The sequence below is a fragment of the Anabaena sp. 54 genome (assembly GCF_017355725.1).
GTDB classification, from domain to species: Bacteria; Cyanobacteriota; Cyanobacteriia; order Cyanobacteriales; family Nostocaceae; genus Dolichospermum; species Dolichospermum heterosporum.
Map to the genome: position 1 here is coordinate 1 of NZ_JAAVWA010000034.1, position 18,667 is coordinate 18,667.

13 protein-coding genes and 2 pseudogenes are annotated in these 18,667 nt (G+C 36.9%); 10 read left to right on the forward strand and 5 right to left on the reverse strand.

Going from position 1 to position 18,667, the window contains the following annotated elements; all coding sequences use genetic code 11:
* The first annotated feature begins 133 nt into the window (after window positions 1-133).
* Window positions 134-358 (forward strand): hypothetical protein, encoded by a 225-nt coding sequence (locus tag HEQ36_RS21895; protein ID WP_168635734.1) that lies wholly within the window; start codon window positions 134-136, stop codon window positions 356-358.
* Between the two features lie 53 nt (window positions 359-411).
* On the opposite strand, the gene HEQ36_RS21900 is transcribed toward HEQ36_RS21895, so the two are convergent.
* Window positions 412-873 carry a DUF29 domain-containing protein gene (locus tag HEQ36_RS21900; protein ID WP_168635735.1) on the reverse strand — a complete coding sequence of 154 codons (462 nt, stop codon included), beginning with the start codon at window positions 871-873 and terminating at the stop codon, window positions 412-414.
* A gap of 200 nt (window positions 874-1,073) precedes the next feature.
* Here HEQ36_RS21900 and HEQ36_RS21905 point away from each other — a divergent pair, with 200 nt between their 5' ends.
* From HEQ36_RS21905 to HEQ36_RS21930, 6 genes are all read left to right on the forward strand, one after another.
* Complete coding sequence (locus HEQ36_RS21905; protein ID WP_168635736.1) at window positions 1,074-2,762, forward strand: NAD(P)H-quinone oxidoreductase subunit 4; 1,689 nt, start codon at window positions 1,074-1,076, stop codon at window positions 2,760-2,762.
* A gap of 759 nt (window positions 2,763-3,521) precedes the next feature.
* Window positions 3,522-4,103: a hypothetical protein gene (locus HEQ36_RS21910; protein WP_053537934.1), complete on the forward strand. Its 582-nt coding sequence runs from the start codon at window positions 3,522-3,524 to the stop codon at window positions 4,101-4,103.
* A gap of 507 nt (window positions 4,104-4,610) precedes the next feature.
* The gene (locus tag HEQ36_RS21915) at window positions 4,611-4,841 is read left to right on the forward strand and encodes a BolA family protein (protein WP_039199300.1); all 231 of its coding nucleotides are present in this window, start codon (window positions 4,611-4,613) and stop codon (window positions 4,839-4,841) included.
* Window positions 4,842-4,949: 108 nt separating this feature from the next.
* Window positions 4,950-5,273 (forward strand): Grx4 family monothiol glutaredoxin, encoded by a 324-nt coding sequence (grxD, locus tag HEQ36_RS21920; RefSeq protein ID WP_168635737.1) that lies wholly within the window; start codon window positions 4,950-4,952, stop codon window positions 5,271-5,273.
* A gap of 73 nt (window positions 5,274-5,346) precedes the next feature.
* Entirely contained in the window at window positions 5,347-9,651 is a 4,305-nt protein-coding gene (locus tag HEQ36_RS21925) for an AAA domain-containing protein (RefSeq protein ID WP_168635738.1), read from the forward strand.
* Window positions 9,629-10,462, forward strand: a complete 834-nt coding sequence (locus tag HEQ36_RS21930) for a hypothetical protein (RefSeq protein WP_205748490.1) — start codon at window positions 9,629-9,631, stop codon at window positions 10,460-10,462. Before HEQ36_RS21925 ends, HEQ36_RS21930 begins: the two co-directional genes overlap by 23 nt.
* 385 nt (window positions 10,463-10,847) lie before the next feature.
* Here HEQ36_RS21930 and HEQ36_RS21935 read toward each other — a convergent pair whose 3' ends face one another.
* On the reverse strand, window positions 10,848-12,338 hold the full coding sequence (locus HEQ36_RS21935) for an MFS transporter (RefSeq protein ID WP_053537931.1): 1,491 nt from the start codon (window positions 12,336-12,338) through the stop codon (window positions 10,848-10,850).
* A gap of 337 nt (window positions 12,339-12,675) precedes the next feature.
* Window positions 12,676-13,872 carry a LeuA family protein gene (locus tag HEQ36_RS21940; RefSeq protein ID WP_053537929.1) on the reverse strand — a complete coding sequence of 399 codons (1,197 nt, stop codon included), beginning with the start codon at window positions 13,870-13,872 and terminating at the stop codon, window positions 12,676-12,678.
* A gap of 971 nt (window positions 13,873-14,843) precedes the next feature.
* Here HEQ36_RS21940 and HEQ36_RS21945 point away from each other — a divergent pair.
* The 3 genes and pseudogenes from HEQ36_RS21945 to HEQ36_RS21955 form a co-directional block, all read left to right on the forward strand.
* Window positions 14,844-15,722 (forward strand): annotated as a pseudogene (locus HEQ36_RS21945) (RNA-guided endonuclease InsQ/TnpB family protein); the annotation flags it as partial.
* Window positions 15,723-15,974: 252 nt separating this feature from the next.
* Complete coding sequence (locus HEQ36_RS21950) at window positions 15,975-16,862, forward strand: IS982 family transposase (RefSeq protein WP_168634808.1); 888 nt, start codon at window positions 15,975-15,977, stop codon at window positions 16,860-16,862.
* A 161-nt stretch (window positions 16,863-17,023) separates the two neighbouring features.
* A pseudogene (locus tag HEQ36_RS21955) lies at window positions 17,024-17,365 on the forward strand (zinc ribbon domain-containing protein); the annotation flags it as partial.
* 45 nt (window positions 17,366-17,410) lie between these two features.
* On the opposite strand, the gene HEQ36_RS21960 reads toward HEQ36_RS21955, so the two are convergent.
* Both HEQ36_RS21960 and HEQ36_RS21965 read right to left on the reverse strand, forming a co-directional pair.
* Entirely contained in the window at window positions 17,411-17,569 is a 159-nt protein-coding gene (locus HEQ36_RS21960) for a hypothetical protein (protein WP_205748491.1), read from the reverse strand.
* Window positions 17,570-17,608: 39 nt separating this feature from the next.
* Window positions 17,609-17,863: a DUF6761 family protein gene (locus HEQ36_RS21965; protein WP_053537928.1), complete on the reverse strand. Its 255-nt coding sequence runs from the start codon at window positions 17,861-17,863 to the stop codon at window positions 17,609-17,611.
* Between the last annotated feature and the right edge of the window lie 804 nt (window positions 17,864-18,667).

An 18,667-nucleotide genomic window follows, 5' to 3' on the forward strand; every position in this document is an offset into this window, starting at 1 on the left:
GTCTTTTCTGACCCAGGTTGGGACGGTCTACCACTTCTTCTAACATACCTCTAAGATACAAGGTTGGGTAGAAAGAAGTGAAACCCAATCTACAACTTTTTTGAACCTTGTAGAATGAATTTTGGAGTAACAAATGCTAAATCTTGAATATCTTACCAACACAGAAGGAAATACGATTGCAGTTGTAATTCCTATTGACATCTGGAGACAATTACTACCTACAGAAAATGCTTCTTTGGATGAACTTGCTGAAGCAGTAGAAGACTATTGTATGAACAAAGCTATGAATGAATCTATGAATACACCATTACTAAATCGAGCTAAAGCCTTAGCTTATCTTGAGGAACAATTATCTTGACAAGTTAAAACTCTCTGCGACTCTGCGCCTCTGCGTGCAAAAAAATCACTTTTCTACTCAACAAAATTCCAAAACTTCTCACTCAAAAGCGCATCAACATTCAGACTAAAATCCCACACATCAGGAAATTGAAAACTAGGATAATCTTCCCTAACTTCCATCAGCGCCTCTTCCCAAGCTTGATCTAATACTGCTGTAAAATATCGCTTCAAACTAGGGGATTGTTTGAGAAGAATTCTTAACTGACGACGTTGTTCTCGAATTGTCACTTCCCATCCACGATTATCATATTCACTATTAACATAAATCCGTTTTAATAAATGCACCCATAGTACAATTAGGCGGCTTTCAACCTCAGCCCTATCCCTACTCGCCAAGATTTCCATCTCCTCAATTAAATGTTCCACATCCAAACCGTGAAAATCTCGCGCCTTGAGTTTTAGGATTGTCTCCTCTAACCAGAGGTACTGATCTCGATTATAAAGACCTGTTTTAGCCAATTGAATTTCAGTCATTGATTTAACAGTACGTCTAACACCTTATTTTAAATCATCGGGGAGACAAAGAAAAACGTTTCAATCTACTCAATCCTAAGCATAAGATTTATTTAGGTATATATTCTCCTATGCTAAACTGAGGTAAAAACTTATAAAGAAATTGTTAAAAAGTTTAGTACAATAACATCATTAACCAATAAGTATTTTTTCCTATTGACATGATAGCGGCTCAATTTCCTTGGCTTACCGCGATTGTCCTATTTCCACTTGTAGCATCTTTTCTCATCCCTGTATTGCCAGATAAAGATGGCAAACTCGTCAGATGGTATGCACTGGGCGTAGGTATTGCCGACTTTATTTTAATGTGTTGTGCCTTTTGGCAACATTACGATGCCAGTAATGCGAATTTTCAACTGGTAGAAAATTATGTCTGGATGCCCCAATTGGGCTTAAACTGGGCTGTTTCTGTGGATGGTATTTCCGCCCCGTTGGTACTTTTAGCGGGCTTTGTTACCACACTGGCGATGTTTTCAGCTTGGCAAGTTGACCGCAGACCAAAGCTTTTCTATTTTCTCATGCTTGTGTTGTATTCTGCACAGGTTGGGGTATTTGTCGCCCAAGACTTGCTGTTATTTTTCATTATGTGGGAAGTCGAACTAATCCCCGTATATTTACTAGTTTGTATTTGGGGTGGACAACGACGACGCTACGCAGCTACAAAATTTTTACTTTATACCGCAGCAGCTTCTATATTTATCTTGGTAGCAGCCCTAGCAATGGGGCTATATGGCGGCGGAAATGTCACTTTTGATATTGCAGAACTCGCACAGAAAGAATATCCTCTCACTCTGCAACTCCTACTATATGCGGGTTTGTTAATTGCCTTTGGCGTAAAATTGGCGATTTTCCCCTTGCATACTTGGCTACCGGATGCTCACGGTGAAGCATCTTCTCCAGTATCCATGATTTTGGCGGGTGTGCTGTTGAAAATGGGCGGTTATGGACTAATTCGCCTGAATCTTGACTTACTTGCCGATGCTCACGTTTACTTTGCGCCGGTTCTGGCTATTCTCGGTGTTGTCAACATTATCTATGGTGCTTTAAATTCCTTCGCCCAAAGGAATATGAAACGGCGTTTGGCTTATTCGTCAATTTCCCATATGGGTTTTGTATTAATAGGAATTGCTTCTTTCACCGATTTGGGTATCAACGGTGCAATGTTGCAGATGATATCACATGGTTTAATTGCTTCCGTGTTATTCTTCTTGGCTGGTGTAACTTACGATCGCTCCCACACGATGATGATGGCAGAAATGGGCGGTATTGGTCAAGCCATGCCAAAAGTGTTTGCCCTGTTTACAATGGGGGCTATGGCATCTTTGGCTTTACCGGGAATGAGTGGCTTTGTTGGTGAACTTTCGGTTTTCGTGGGAATAGCAACTAGTGATGTTTACACCTCTACATTCTGCACCGTCACAGTTTTCCTAGCGGCTGTGGGAGTTATCCTCACACCTATTTATCTACTTTCTATGCTGCGTGAAGTATTTTATGGTTCTAGTGCAGCCCTGATTTGCGATATTAACAATGCTGATTTAGAAAATCAGGAAGATGAAGGAACGGCTTGTTTTGGTACAGATTGCCTTTTACCAACGGAAACTGTATATAGTGATGCCAGACCCCGTGAAGTGTTTATTGCTGCCTGTTTTCTGGTGTTGATTATTGGTATTGGTTTCTACCCCAAGGCGGCTATGCAAATGTATGATGCAAAAACTGTAGCTGTCAATGCTCATGTTCGTCAATCTTATACGATTATTTCCCAAACCAATCCTCATATTTATGCGAGTGGATTCTTAAATCCGCAGATTCCAGCGACTGAGTTAACACCTGTTTTGGGAACTTTAAAATAGGTAATTGACGACTAACAAAAAGTATGGAGAATATATCCTCTAGTAGTCTGTCAAATTTATTTTGACGGGTAATGATCGGAAAAAACTTCTGTTCTTCCCTCCCCCACCTCCCCCACCTCCCCCACCTCCCCTACCTCCCTTGCCCCCTACTTGCCTTCACCCGTCATTTTTGGGTTGACAGACTACTAGCGGTAGTTGGGGGTTCTTTTTAGGAACTACGGTCAGAAACGGTAAGTTCTACCGAGATTGTCTGTGGAGCGGGCAAAACCTCTTGGAAGTCATTCTAAGACCGCGATGAAGCAGGAAATAAACACTAAGAGACTTCCAAATAAAAAAATGTCCCAAAACTGATGCAGAAATTCTCTCTCTGTGTACTCTGTGCCTCTGTGGTTCGTTTCTTAGGATAATTTATTTCTTGGAAGTCTCTAAGATTATCGCTGTCCAGATGTGTCTAGACTTTGGTAATTTTGGGTAAGTTTTATAGAACGGATTTTTTCTTCAGCTTTTGGAATAAGTAATTGGACAAAAATATTTACAGTCATTGCGAGCGAAGGGAAGCAATCACAACCCTGGCGATTGCTTCATTTCACTTCGTTCCATATGGCTAACGCCACGCTGCGCTAACGCAATGACATTGTGTAATTAATTCTCTCTCACTACTTAGTTATCAAGTAACTGACTTTATCTCTAGGACAAAGAGAGTTAAGATACACAAGGTTTCCCAACTTTTTCTATAGAATTGTTGCCCTAATTAAACTCATGAATGCTGCTACCTTAATTCGCTTAACATCTTTATCACTCATAGTATCTTTGGGACTGCTATCACCTACCTATGCTGAAGGGAAAAAGGTATCCAATCCTATTAGTCAAGCCAAACCAAAACCGATTGATACAGATAAACCTAATACTCTTACTCCTACAGGAACAAGCAATAATCTTTTAAGTATAGAGGGGGGCGATCGCTTGATGAAAGAATCAACCGAAGCGGTTTCTAGTCAAAACTACGCCCTAGCAGCCAAAAAACTCCAAGAAGCCCGCCAAGTTTATAATCAATTATCAAGCTTTTACCAAGACCTCAACTCTAGTTTTGCCGGTATTGACATTCGTGCCGCCGATGCCTACCGCAAAAATGCTTTAACAACTGCTCAAAAGCGAGATGAAGCCACCTATCAATTAGCCCTAGTACATCGAGCGCAAAATCAGCCAGAATTAGCCATACCTTTACTAGTGCAAATCATCAAAAGTCAAAACCCCACCAGAGAACTAGGCACAAAAGCATACCAACAATTATTTGAACTAGGTTTTGTAGATGTCCCCTTTCCGCGTCAAGGTAAAAAATAATCGGCAAATGCTAACAGGCAACAGCCAACCCCTACATATCTGTTAATAATAGAGAAGTAAGTTTTTCAGGAATGGCGGTCAGTAACTCAGCCCTAAAGGGACTGAGCTTGTAAGAAATTGCAAGCTGTACTGACCAGTCTAAGTCTTCACTGACTACGTTTTTTGAGTCACGACACCCCGGAATGCGTAGCTAGTTCCCTGCTCTGTCATTTGCAATTAAACAGTTTTAAAGTCACTGAAACAGTGTTGCAAGTCTAAAAAGCTCTTAAAACATTGACGAAGCTAACATTACCCCAGAAATGGGAGGCTCTTCGGAGCAACACATTATGCGTACAGAGTTGGGAATTTTGAATCGGTAATTGTCCCGTTGAAAGTACATTACAAAAGTACACCGAATTTACCAACTCCAAGGCGGTAATGAAAAAATATTCAAGGCGGTTAAAACCGCACGAGTCGTTTCCCTCTCAGCACTGAAGTGTCTGAGTTTCCCACTTACCGGGTATTTTTATGATAAGTCCGCAACAGGTAGAGGCAATGATCAAGGCAGAAATGCCAGATGCCCAAGTGCAAGTACAAGACTTGACAGGTGGTGGTGATCACTATCAAGTAACAGTAGTTTCATCGCAGTTTGCAGGTAAGGGACTAGTGCAACAACACCAACTAGTTTATAGCGCATTGCAAGAAGCCATGTCCACAGAAGCGATTCATGCTTTAGCACTTAAAACCTCCACTCCCTAAGCTTGACAAACAACAAACTAATTTTAGATTTGGGATTTTGGATTCAGAAAACAAAATCTAAAATCGGATCAACTCTTGAATTTCAGTAACATAAGGAAATAACTAATCATGACCCCAGAACTTAAAGAAAGAATTGATACTTTGGTAGAAGAAAACAAAATTATGGTTTTCATGAAGGGCAATAAATTAATGCCCCAATGTGGTTTCTCTAATAACGTTGTCCAAATTCTCAATACCTTGGGAGTTCCCTTTGAAACCATTGACGTACTTGCAGATTCTGAAATTCGTCAAGGCATCAAAGAATATTCCAACTGGCCAACAATTCCCCAAGTATACGTTGCTGGTAAATTCATTGGCGGTTCTGATATTTTGATTGAAATGTACAACAAAGGTGAATTACAGGAAGTGGTAGAAGTAGCACTAGCTTCTTAATATCAACACAAGATAAAGATCCCCGACTTCTTAGAGAAGTCGGGGATCTGATTCCTTATTTATTACAAAAACTATGAATAATAAAACGAAGATAGAAGATTGTGGTTATACATTCATAGGTTCAGCAGTTGATAATTTAGTTCGCCATTTTGAAGGTCAATCATCCCTACAATTATATCCTGACTTTCGAGAACGACGAGAACGTGCCAATGAATTATTATTTGATTTAGTTGGTAAACAACCAGGTTTATTTTATATTCGTCGTCAAGGAACAGGAAAAGAATCAGGAGAAGAGATTTGGGAACTAACTATAGCCACAGACCAAGATAACTTTCAACTCCCAAAAAAATTAAAAAAGCTAGGAAAGACCCTAGCATTTAAAGCTGCTATTCGTCAAGATGGACATGGCGGATTTAAAATTTTATCAGCTTATTTACTACATGAATTGCGAGGAAATATTGATGGCTATGCCTTACCCTATTGGTTGCGACTAAGCCCAAATCATCAACATCATTTGGATATTCCCAAACCATTATTGGCAAAAATAAAAAATATGCCAATTTGCGGAAATCATGTCCCCACAGAAGATCAACTTAAAGCCTGGAAAGCCTTTTTAAAAGTAGAAGAACGTATTGCTAAATCACGCCAATTTTGTGTATCTTTTCTGATTGCTAACAATAGCTCAAATTCTCGACAAATCGCGTTAGAAATTAAAGTTAATTCAGCTACGCTTAACGGTTCTGAAGAGAATATTTTAGGTGTGGAGAATTTCTGGGAACGGGTCAAAAAAGCCAAAAATCAGGAAGTCAACTTTCTCGATTCCGTACCGACAGATAAAAATCGTCGCCACAGTCGTCAATTAGGAACTATTGAAAAAATTGATCAAAAACATAATCTTATTCATATTCGCCTAGAACGAGAACTAATCGAATATATAGCCAAAGGTAATTATCAACTTCCCAATAAAGGCTACTTATTTTTTGATGCTGCTGGAGACATCAAACAAATCGAACGTAAAGAAAAAGCTCTAGAACAATTAAGACAAGGACGCACTCAAAATCCCTATTTAGGTAACTTTTTATTCGACGCTTCCCAAGCCAGACCGATTATCAAAAGGATTAAACTTAACTCAAAAGACTTATTATTATCCTCCGCAAATGCTGGACAAAAAGCCGCAGTTGAAAAAGTCCTGTCCGCAGAGGACTTAGTGCTAATTCAGGGACCACCAGGTACAGGAAAAACTACCGTAATTGCGGAAATTTGCTATCAGGTAGCTTTGCGTGGAGGACGGACATTAATTACCTCTCAAGCCAATTTAGCCGTTGATAACGCCCTCAGTCGCTTAGTACATAATCCCGTTATTCGCGCTATTAGGAAGGGACGAGCCGAAAAAGTTGGTGAAGAAGGACAGCCATTTTTAGAAGATCAAGTAATTGGTACATGGCTACAAAATACCGCCACTGACTGTGAACATAATCTCAGTCAACGTCACGAAAATATCAGAATTCTCAATCAATTATTACTGTTATTACCACGATTCACAGACTATTTTCTGGCAGAAGCAGAAATAAATCAGCAACAGAATGAACTCAAAACCGAAAAACAAAATTTAGAAGCAGCTTATCAAAATCAACAGCTTGAATATCATCAAACTTTAGTCAAGAAAAAAGAAATTGAATATTTAATTACTGGTTTAGAAAACATTCTCAAAAATTCCACAAATATAGACTGGGAATCTTCAGAAATTAACAATTTTTTACCACAAATTAAACCTTATACAGAAAATAACCAACAAGTAGAAGATTTTCGAGAAAATGTGCGTCAAGCTATCAAATTTATTGAAGAACTTGGTTTTGTCCGTCCAGGTTTTGGCGCATTTGGGTTAGCAGTTTGGTTACAGGAAAATATCACAACACATCTTTCTGGATTTAAACCAGGATTAAAAAATGCCAATGATGTAGGTTTAGCTATTTCCGAAGTAGCAAAATTAGTTTATATTTTCCAACAGCATTCTTTATCCTTGGAGAAATTAGAAACAGATTATCAAAAATTTAATAACCAAAACGATTTACAGCCAACAATCCAAATTTGGGAAAATCGCAAACGGGAAATTGATTATATTATTGAAGCTGTTGTCGAATGGAAGTCTACAGCTAACAACAACTTGTATCAAGTCTTAAAAGAATGTCAACAATCTAATTTAGTTTTAACAGAAAACATGGTAGATTTACCATTAGGTTTATTGATGTTTGCTAAGACATTAAAATTAACTATTGTTCCTAAAAACTATCAAATCAGTTTACCAGATTGGGGAGTATTAACAAAAGCCATAGCTTATGAAATAGAAGGTAATTTTATAGATAGGAAAGGTAAAAAACATGATTTTAGTTATTTTTTACAGCAAAGTTTTAGTCAAATTCCGATAGTATTATCAAAACCGGATCAAATTCAATGGCAAACAACCTATCAAAAACTCCAAAATTATCAACTCCTCAATCCTAAACAGCGAAAATTGCTAGTTGAAAATACTCAAGTCTTTTTAATTAGATTGGAAAAAACATACAGTAATTCCTTTGAATGGAACAATGTTGAAGCTACTCTTACCCGCATTACCCAAGAATTACTAGATATTATCTTAGTTCATGCCCGTCAATGTGTTTTAAGAGTTAAAACTGAAGCTGAACAACAATTACAAATTTTAAACCAGCAATTTCAAGAACTTCCGCAAAATGCAATTTCTTCAGAACAAATATCTGAAGCTAAATCTCAGGTAAGAAAAAGCAAAGAAGCTGCTAATTTAAACCTGGCAGAAGTTATTCATAACTTACAATTACTTCATAAACAGCAAAATATCCCTGCGCCATTAAGGATTATAGCAGAAAAATATCTGACTAGACAAGCAAATATTTGGGAACAACCGCAGGAGTTTTCCCAGCAAGTCAAATTTTGGGAAAATCGCGTCAATGAAATGGAAACTCTGATTTCCTCATTAGCACCTTTTACTATTTTAGCAACAATTAAAGACTCTTTAAATCAGGAGTTCATAAATTTGCAAGCAGAAGCTGATATTTATCAACAAGAAATTGCAGAATTACAAATAAAAATAGCTGATTTAGAACAGAAATTACAATTACAGTTATCAGCTAGTTTAATTAGCGAACGGAATTGGTGGCAGTCAATTTGGCAAACAATCCCAGATAAACTCAAACCAGAATTATCTAATGATAATTTATTTGATTCAGACTCTTTATGCAGTATTCAAAATAAATTTAAATCATGGAAACGACAGCTAAAAAGTGAAGAAAATTATCTGCAAAAATATCAAAACTTTGTGCAAGATTGGGTTGCAAAACTTCGTAAACCTTCAGAACAAGATAGTAAAGATTTAAGGGGAATCTATTTAGATAATGCTAACGTTGTTGGTATTACTTGCGTCCAAGCGGCAAATTATAATTTCTCAGAAGAATTTCAATCTTTTGATGTTGTGATTATTGATGAAGTTAGTAAATGCACTCCTCCAGAATTGCTAATTCCGGCTTTGAAAGGTAAAAAATTAGTCATGGTAGGAGATCATCGGCAATTACCACCTATGCTTGATACTAGCACTGTGGAAGAAGTTGCGAAAACAATGGGTAATACCAGAGAAGAATTGCAATTTTTAGAAGAGTCATTATTTAAAAGTCAGTTTGAAACCGCAGATAAAAGCATTAAAAAAATGCTGAATACTCAATATCGAATGCACCCAATGATTATGGGCGCAATCAATCAATTTTATCATGGTAAATTGGAATGTGGGATTTTAGAACCTGATACAAAACGCGCTCATAATTTAGCAGGAGAAATTATTCAACCGTATCATCATCTATGTTGGGTGAAAATGCCTAGAGAAAATGAATTTCAAGAAGAACGAAATGGAACTTCATTTTTGAATACTAAAGAAATTGATGTGATTGAAAGTATCTGTCAGCAATTTGAGCAGGTTTGGGTGCATAAAGTTGCAAATGGAGAACCAAGAAAAGAAATAGCTGTAATTACATTTTATGGCGCTCAATTACGAAAAATTGATGAACGGTTGCAATCTGAATTTTTCCCTTCTTTACAAATCAGAACAGGTACAGTTGATAGATTTCAAGGTATGGAAAGACCAGTAGTAATTGTCAGTATGGTGCGGAATAATCATCAAGGAGATGTGGGATTTGCAAATAAACCAGAACGGGTAAACGTGGCTTTTTCCCGCGCTCAAGAATTATTGGTAATTGTCGGTTGTCACGATTTATTTACCGCTAAACCCGGTACAGTGGGTAATATGTATTCTGAAGTTGCCAACACTGTTAATTATCATGGAGGTTTTATTGATGTTTCCTGCTTCTGTAGTTAAACAGATTGATGAAAATCTAAAATATATAGTTGAGAAAATTGAAACTGAAAATTCTGGTTTGTTAGTTTTAGCTGCACGTCTATTTGGCTATACAGTAACTCAAAATTTCTTAGAATTAACTATTAAAGAATCTCGCAAATTTAATGTCTTAGAAGAGTTTATTATTCGTGCTGGTATGGAGTTTAATCCTCCACCTACCGCTAATGATTTAGCGTCTATCTTAGGACTAGATTCTGTATTTGTTAAAAGCACCATTGCTAATCTGCAATCTTTACAAACTCTAGCAGATACATCTCAAATCACTGTCACAGCAGAGGGGAGTTTATTCTATGCACAGGGTTCTGTACCTAAACCTCCATACTCTATGCAAATTTATGCAATTACTGATAATTTAGCCGGGAAAATTACATTTCAATATGAGTCATTAGAAGATGTTGTAATTAAGCAACCAGACTTAGCAGAATTTGTGAATATAGAAGTGAAAATTACCCCAATTTCTAGGTTACAACTTGCAGATATTCAGGACATTATTCAATCTTGCAATTTACCTCTTCATGTCCCCACAGAAGGTAAATTTGTGACTGATTTTAAGGTGAAAGGTAGTACACAAACTATTGGGAGAAATATATCGCTATTTGTGGTTTTTGATGAAAATCTAAATAAATTAAACATCGAAATCAGAAGTGGTCAGGAAATTTTAGAAGCTGCTACCAAGAAGATTGAAGAATTATACAATGACAAAAAGATATCCCTAGAAGAATTGTGTCAATTATCTGAGGAAACCATCCATTTAAAATCCAATCCAGATTAATGACTTCTTAAATAAGTAGGTTGGCGTTGAAAATTGTCGTTATGGCAAGGGAACAGGGAACAGGGAGAGAGTTTTGGGCGATTTTACGTTTCTTTACACAGTTTGGTTTTATTGTGTTCACCTACTTAGGGAACACCAAAAAATAAATTACCCAATTTTGTGGGATGGGCATCCTGCCCGTCCTTGATGGTTAGCGGGCTTTTCGGCCCGCACCACAAGAAATTTTTGGGTATTTTTTTAATTGGAAGTCCCTTAAGTCAGGTATCTAAGTAGGTTAGCATTGAAAATTGTCGTTTTGGGAAGGCAAGAGGCAAAAGGCAAGAGGCAAGAGTGAAGAAGCTTTAGGCGATTTTACTTTTCTTTACACACTTTGGTTTTATTGTGTTCACCTACTTATATCAGAAATGAGTTTTTCCATTGATACTCGCTTTTGTTTAATCCACCATAAATAAATTGCAAATATTGTAGAAATAACTAAGAGAATAGTAATGAAGCGAAAAGTAATTTGTGTACCTAAAACTAATGATGCAACAGGTGCATTAGTGATATTAATATTTGTGTTTAGTTGAGTATTGTTAAGAGTCACAAATGAAAATATAGCTCCCACTAATGGCACACTTATAGTTTGTCCTAATATTCGTGACAAGGATAATAAACCCGAAGCAATCCCTAAACTATCTTGTGGTGCTGCTCCCATAATGGCGCTATTGTTGGGAGATTGAAACATTCCTATACCCAACCCATAGGGAATAATTGCAATTATATAATTGATTATCGTTAATTCTGCGTTAAATGTGCTGATTAAAAAGCAGCCAATAGCCATTAATAATAATCCTGTTATGCTAATAATCCGTGAGCCAAATTTATCAGAAAGCGTCCCAGCCATAGGTGCGGTTAAAACAATGATAATCGGTGGAATTGCTAATAGAAAACCAGCTTTATTAGTAGGATATTGTTTGACTAGTTTGAAAAAGAAAGGGAGGATAAAGATTGATCCGGCAATCACGAAGTTACCTATAAACCGCAATCCTAAACCTAAACTTAAGTCTAAAGATCTAAAAATTTTCCAATCTAAAATAGGGGTGACAGTCCGCATTTCTATGAAGATGAGAAAAGCTAAACTAATCATAGATAAAAATAGTAAAGCTAGAATGATATTTAAGTCATGATTCTGTTCTTCTAATAAGGTTATTGCCAATATAAAGCAAGTTAATATAAATGTGATAACTATAGTTCCTATGATATCAAACTGTTGTTTTTCTCCATTAACAATAGAAGGGGGGACAAAATAAGCCATAATTAAAATCCCTATAATCCCAATTGGCACATTAATAAAGAAAATTAAAGGCCAATCTCCGATACTAACTAATAAACCTCCTATTGTTGGTCCCAACATCATTCCTAAACCAAATACTCCAGCGCGAATACCTAAACCCAGCCCTCGTTCTTCCACTGGGAAAGCTTCTACAATCATCGCTGTTCCTAGTCCTGAGATAAATGCAGCCCCTACTCCTTGAATGGCACGAAAAGCTATTAAAAAGCCTATATTTGGGGCAAGTCCACATAGCAAAGAACTAATTGTAAACACTATCATACCGATAATGTACAACTTCTTTTTACTCCATATATCGCCTAATTTAGAAGCACTCAAAACAAAAATAGATATTGCTAACAGGTAACTCAATACTACCCATTGACTATTTGCAAAGGTCGTATGTAGTGATTCCAGCATTATTGGTAGAGCTAGATTAACTATATAAACATCTAAGGAAAAGATAAATACACCAATACTAACGCTCAGTATAGTCCACCATTTTGCAGATGGTTTGATTTCAGTTTTGAGACAATTAAATTCAGGTTCTTGAGTTTTTAACATATTGTAAGTAGGTTAGCATTGAAAATCGTCGTTATGGCAAGGCAAGAGGCAAGAGTGAAGAGGGTTTGGGCGATTTTACTTTTCTTTAAGTAGGTTGGTGTTGAAAATTGTCGTTATGGCAAGGCAAAAGGCAAAAGGCAAGAGGCAAGAGGCAAGAGTGAAGAGGGTTTGGGCGATTTTACATTTCTTTACACAGTTTGGTTTTATTGTGTTCACCTACTTACACAGATTGGTTTTATTGTGTTCACCTACTTATATCAGGAGTCAAAAAGAAGCAGTAGGAATAATTAAGACAAAATAAGCAAGGGTGAACTTAATTCTTAATTCATTCCTGAACTCAAACAGATAAATTACAAATATCGTTCCCGAATGGATGTGTTGCTACACTAAATTGTTCTATAATTTTCGGTAGTTCTGCTTCGATATCAATGGGAGTTCCTCTTTTGGCAATTACTTTAATCTCTTGGAGAATTTTATCTACAAGGTCTTTATTTTCAGCTAGTTCTCCTTGACCAATTTGCTTCAGTGCCATTTGCACAGCAGTATATCCTGATTGCATTCCTAATGCAAAACTACTTTGTTTGCCGAGAAGTTGCGGATTTAAACTTTGATAAAGTTCCTCATTTTTGGCTACAGCTTTAACATGAACTCCAGCATAGTGGGTAAAGGCATTTTTTCCGGTGATAGCTTGATGGGGAGGAATGGGAATATGAGAGTGCTGACTCACGAATTTATATAACTCTTCTAGATAGTTAAGTTGCCATTTTTTTTCTTTTTCACCCATATCTATTAAATTGATTAATAGTTCAGCTAAATCAACAATTCCTGCTCTTTCTCCTAATCCCATTGTGGCTACATCAATAATGTCTGCGCCTCCTCTATAGGCATCTAAGGCATTGGCTAAAGCTAAACCTTTATCATTATGACAATGCACCTCTATCTGTGGATATAAACCACGATTTCCTAATTCTTCTTTTAGGGTTTTGACATAAAAATACATACTACGCTGGGGATGGAAAGGTGTGGAGTAGCCAGTTGTATCTGCTATACTAATGATATTCACTCCTGCTTTGACTGCGGCACTGGCTGCGGCAATGACATTTTCTATAGGCGATCGCACTGTATCTTCTGCTGTATATCTAATTAATAAGTCATGCTTCTGTTCTTTGGCAAAAGTAACTACTTCAATAATCTTTTCAATTGCTACATCTAAATCAATATTATAATCTTGTTCTAATCGCTTTTTAGAAACACTAAAAAATATCCCTAAAAAATCAATACCACAATCTAAAGCTTTTTGCACATGATCTATTTTACAAAGAGAATGAGCGCCTATTTTCGCCTTAAGTCCTGCTTGAGAAATGCGCGTGATAGCTAAAGCTATTTCTCGATCTACTGCGGGATTACCCACTTCAATAATATCAACTCCTATCTGATCTAAAAACTGGGCAATTATCATTTTTTTGTCTGGAGAAAAATAAACTCCAGGAGTTTGTTCTCCTTCTCTTAAAGTAGAGTCAAGAATTTGCAACATATTTACCCTAAGTTTCAACCTATTCAATGTCAATTTTACTCAAGAATATTCGTAAACTGTATTCTATTAATGCTCATATACCCCATCCATCTTGAAAACTTGGGTTTTCGCCATAGAAAAACTATAGGTTTCAAGACGCATGGTGTTTAGCTTATACTTTCCATGATTTACCATATTTTATACACAAGTGAAAATTATAGTAATTACCATTCAAGTGAGGTAAAAGAAGAAAGAATTAACCGCAGATGAAAGAGGATAAATTGTACCTCGTTAAATTAAGAAGCGCTATAAAAGAAAGACCATGAAGGGCGTAAAACCGACACCTCTATAGTTTAAGTTAAGTTTCTAGGGGCAAAAAATGCTTAGAGACTTCCAAGAAATAAATTATCCTAAGAAACGAACCACAGAGGCACAGAGTACACAGAGAGAGAATTTCTGCATCAGTTTTGGGACATTTTTTTATTTGGAAGTCTCTTAGAGGATGTTTGAAAAGTTTTTAATGTATAAACAAACCCCTCTGGTAAACCTCTCCCCGCTTCGGGGAGAGGCTTTGAAACCCCCCTTCCCAGCCTTCGGCACGCTGCGCTAACGTAGGGAAGGGAGGCAAGGGGGTTAGGTTTTTGGAGATTATCGGTTTCATCTAAGAGAACTCCACAAAAAGAAATGCCCAATGTCATTCTGTTCGCGCAGCGTGCAAGAGGCATTACGAAACGAAGTGTAGTGAAGAATCTCTTGAGATGCTTCGTTTCGCTATGGCTAACGCCACGCTCCGCGAACGCTACACTCAGCATGACAAAACAGGATCATTTATTTTGTAGCTTACAGAAGTATCCGGTAAGCGTAAAGCTCAGTGGCTTCAGAGAAAGAGATATAAGCGACACGATAGGTTTTAACCTATTTAAATCTTGTACCGCTAAATATCTTGACAATCTTACGCCATGAAGAGTAGTATAAGGTTGGAGGTAAAAGCGATGCTAGTTTTTGAGTTCAAAACTTACGGGAAATCAGTTCAATTTAGCGCAGTAGATGATGCAATTCGCACCGCTCAATTCGTTCGGAATAGCTGTATTCGGCTATGGATGGACGTAAAAGATACGGGCAAAAACGACTTGCAGAAATATTGCGCTGTTTTGGCGGCTAATTTTCCATTCGCTAATGAACTTAACTCAATGGCACGACAAGCCAGCGCCGAACGAGCATGGTCTTCTATTTCTCGGTTTTACGATAACTGTAAAAAGAATATTCCTGGATTAAAGGGATATCCTCAGTTTCAAAAAGACTGCCGTTCTGTCGAATACAAAACATCAGGATGGAAGCTTTCAGAAGATCGTAAATCTATCACATTCACTGATAAAAAAGGTATTGGTAGATTAAAGATCAAAGGGACTCGTGATTTGCATTTTTATCAAATAAATCAAATTAAACGAGTTAGGTTAGTTAAACGGGCTGATGGCTATTATTGTCAGTTTTGCATTGATGTTAATCGCCAAGAAGATATAACTCCATCAGGAAATACAGTTGGATTAGATGTAGGCTTGAAAGAATACTACACTGACTCCAATGGTGTGATGATTGAGAATCCTAAATTTCTGCGTATTGGAGAAAAGATTCTTAAACGTTCACAACGTCGTGTTTCCAGAAAAGTCAAAGGTTCAAAAAATAGAGGCAAAGCTAGACAGATTTTAGGTAAACGTCACCTCAAAATAAGTAGGAAACGTAAAGACCATGCTGTGAAATTAGCACGGTGCGTAGTTCAGTCAAACGACTTGATATCCTACGAAGATTTGAGAATTAAAAATATGGTGAAAAATCATTGTCTAGCCAAGTCTATCAACGACGCATCTTGGTATCACCTGAGTTCGATGTAAGAAAACCAGCTAAAAATGAGTATTCAAAAGGGTTAGAGGCTTTTCTGGAAAGAGCCTATATTCTCAATAAGCCTTAATTATTGAGAATTAATAGGAAACCAGCCTAGATTTAAGTAAATTTTCATAACAAAATCTAAATTTATATTACGAATACTATTTGAATACAAACTCAAAGTACCTCAGATTAGGGACAATAGAAGAGGTTTAATTAAAGAAAATTAATGATTATAACTCATGGAATTAGAAACTATTTTCTGTGAAATTGATGATTTTTGTACCTATTTTGAGCCAATATTTCAAGCTCAACTTATCCCATCCCAAATAAAAAAAAGAATTAGACCCAGCCGATTATGTCTAAGTGAAATTATGACAATAATTGTGTATTTTCATCGCTCTAGTTACCGCAATTTTAAAGATTATTACCTGAAACATATCTTCAAATATTGCCAAGGTGAATTTCCCAATTTAGTGAGTTATCAAAGATTTGTTGAATTAATGCCAAATGCTTTAATTCCCTTGATGTATTATCTGAATACACGAAAAGGACTCAATACAGGTATAAGTTTTATTGATAGTACCTCTATTCCCATTTGTCATTCTAAAAGAGCCAAGACAAATAAGGTCTTTAAAGATTTAGCTGGCTGGGGGAAAAGTTCTATTTGTTGGTATTTTGGGTTTAAACTTCATTTGATTATTAATGATCAAGGAGAGTTACTTGCGTTTCAAATTACTCCTGGAAATACAGATGACCGAAAACCTGTTCCCACTTTGACTAAGAACTTATTTGGGAAAATATTTGGAGACAAAGGATATATTTCTCAAAAACTCTGGCTTGAACTTTGGTCTAATGGACTCAAATTAATCACTCCTTTCAAGAAAAATATGCGGAATAAGCTCTTGTCCCTGGAGGAGAAATTAATGCTCCGAAAACGCTCTTTAATTGAAACTGTTAATGACCAACTCAAAAATATTTCACAACTTGCTCATTCTCGACATCGAAGTGTTACTAATTTCATGGTTAATGTTGTTGCTGCAATAATAGCTTATACTTGGCAACCTAAAAAACCTTCTTTAAGATTTGATGAAAATGAAATTGAAACCTTACCAGTTTTATTAGCTTAATTACCAATTAAATATCAATATTACCTAATAGTAAATACATTTCAAAAAATTAATTTTTTGAGAACTTTTTGGCGTGGGCTTTAATTCTCAATAACCAATACTTATTGACAGAACTGTTGCTGTTACGTACTTTTAGACTTTTTATTTACATCGAACTCAGGTGGTATCAGTTTCGTGTCTGGCTTGAATATTTCGGGAAAGTATTCAAGAGAGTCACAGTAGCGGTCAATCCGCAATATACAAGCCAAGAATGCTCTGGCTGTGGTGAAATTGTCAAAAAATCTCTATCCACCAGAACGCATATTTGTAAATGCGGTTGTGTGATGGATAGAGATGAAAATGCAGCTAGAAATATCCTGAGTCGAGGATTGAGTACGGTAGGGCATACCGGAACTTTCATGCTAGACATGAGCAACGCTTTGGGAGATAAGACCTCTACTTGTGCTGGAGAAATCCTGGACGAGCAAGTCATGTCTTTGATCAAAGAATCTCAGCGGCTTTAGCCCTGAGAGTGTCAATCTAAATAATAATGTATGGTTAATCTGCCTTTAAACATAAAATGTTTTAATTTCTAAATTGACAAATAAACAAAAAAATTCCCCTTGGTGATGTAAAACTAAGGGGTTTGATTTCATATCAATTGCAGTAGTTCCCAAATTTAGTCCCCCATACCCCATTGACCAAGCCAAAAATCGTGCTATGATCATCGGCGGTAATGGGCTAGTTAGTAAAATCCGATAGTACCTTTAGTAGTAGCCATGTTGTTTTTCAGGTTCCGGCTGAACCATTGCGAAGTTAGATACATCATACAAATAACGGCTGGCTTCCTCTTCTAAGCGATGAATCCAATATGGTTCCATGATGTTACTATGTCGAAGTGCGGCAAGGTATCCATCCAAATACATCCGCATATCATCCATACGATAACCGCGATTCCATAATTCGACGAAGGCGTCGGTAAGTCTTTGGTAGTAGCGGATGGTTTGTGTGTCTTGGAGCATAACTGCTGTATTAATCTCTTTGCGATGAGAATTGTAGATGATTATTCACGCTTAATGAAGTATCACTTCCCTCTTCTGTATTAACTTATAAGTTAATATTTTCACCTTGGGTGAGACCCCCCAGCAGCTAAAAACTTAATTAAATCCTACGCCAAAAAATTGGAAATATGCTGATTTTGTAAGGTATTTTTACGATTTTTTGTCAGGATTTTGATCTGATAGCTTGAGTTTAGCTATCTATTTGTAACCACAAGGGTAATTTATTTTTATCCAATTTTTTAGACGTTGTTCACTGGGAATACAAATCTAGCCATTAGTGGATAAATCTGTAAAATCAAGTTTTAGAATTTACTAGTTGTTTCCGGGCTAAATAACAACCTGTCTCTACCTTTGGTTATAATCGGGTGTGATTTTTGTGCTACTCCCTTTGGTAAATGATTGTCCTATTGAGTTTACCATATCTCTTAAGGAGTAAGACAGATTGCTAAAAATAAACTTTAATGATATGGGGTAGGAGTCAGGAATCACTCGATTTTGGATTTTGGATTGATTCCGCCCCCAAGTGTAGAGCTTGAAAATTTGGGATTGACGTTAGCGAAGCGTACGCAGCGCAGCGCAGCGAGGATTTTTCCGTCCTCACGGACGGGGATTTGTACCAAATTTTTTTCATCTAAAATCCAAAATTCCCGGTCAGAAGTCAGAGGTCAGCACTTCGACTTCGCTCAGTGACTAGCAGTTCGTCAAATTTATTTTGATGGGTAATGATCGGAAAAAACTTCTGTTCTTCCCTCCCCCACCTCCCCT

What these genes read in the sequence shown, in the direction of transcription:
- HEQ36_RS21905 (WP_168635736.1), top strand. Translation starts at nt 1,074, where the DNA reads ATGATAGCGGCTCAATTTCCTTGGCTTACCGCGATTGTCCTATTTCCA.
- HEQ36_RS21940 (WP_053537929.1), bottom strand. Translation starts at nt 13,872, where the DNA reads ATGTTGCAAATTCTTGACTCTACTTTAAGAGAAGGAGAACAAACTCCT.
- HEQ36_RS21925 (WP_168635738.1), top strand. Translation starts at nt 5,347, where the DNA reads ATGAATAATAAAACGAAGATAGAAGATTGTGGTTATACATTCATAGGT.
- HEQ36_RS21910 (WP_053537934.1), top strand. Translation starts at nt 3,522, where the DNA reads ATGAATGCTGCTACCTTAATTCGCTTAACATCTTTATCACTCATAGTA.
- HEQ36_RS21930 (WP_205748490.1), top strand. Translation starts at nt 9,629, where the DNA reads ATGTTTCCTGCTTCTGTAGTTAAACAGATTGATGAAAATCTAAAATAT.
- HEQ36_RS21960 (WP_205748491.1), bottom strand. Translation starts at nt 17,569, where the DNA reads ATGATCATAGCACGATTTTTGGCTTGGTCAATGGGGTATGGGGGACTA.
- HEQ36_RS21915 (WP_039199300.1), top strand. Translation starts at nt 4,611, where the DNA reads ATGATAAGTCCGCAACAGGTAGAGGCAATGATCAAGGCAGAAATGCCA.
- HEQ36_RS21935 (WP_053537931.1), bottom strand. Translation starts at nt 12,338, where the DNA reads ATGTTAAAAACTCAAGAACCTGAATTTAATTGTCTCAAAACTGAAATC.
- HEQ36_RS21895 (WP_168635734.1), top strand. Translation starts at nt 134, where the DNA reads ATGCTAAATCTTGAATATCTTACCAACACAGAAGGAAATACGATTGCA.
- HEQ36_RS21950 (WP_168634808.1), top strand. Translation starts at nt 15,975, where the DNA reads ATGGAATTAGAAACTATTTTCTGTGAAATTGATGATTTTTGTACCTAT.
- grxD (WP_168635737.1), top strand. Translation starts at nt 4,950, where the DNA reads ATGACCCCAGAACTTAAAGAAAGAATTGATACTTTGGTAGAAGAAAAC.
- HEQ36_RS21965 (WP_053537928.1), bottom strand. Translation starts at nt 17,863, where the DNA reads ATGCTCCAAGACACACAAACCATCCGCTACTACCAAAGACTTACCGAC.
- HEQ36_RS21900 (WP_168635735.1), bottom strand. Translation starts at nt 873, where the DNA reads ATGACTGAAATTCAATTGGCTAAAACAGGTCTTTATAATCGAGATCAG.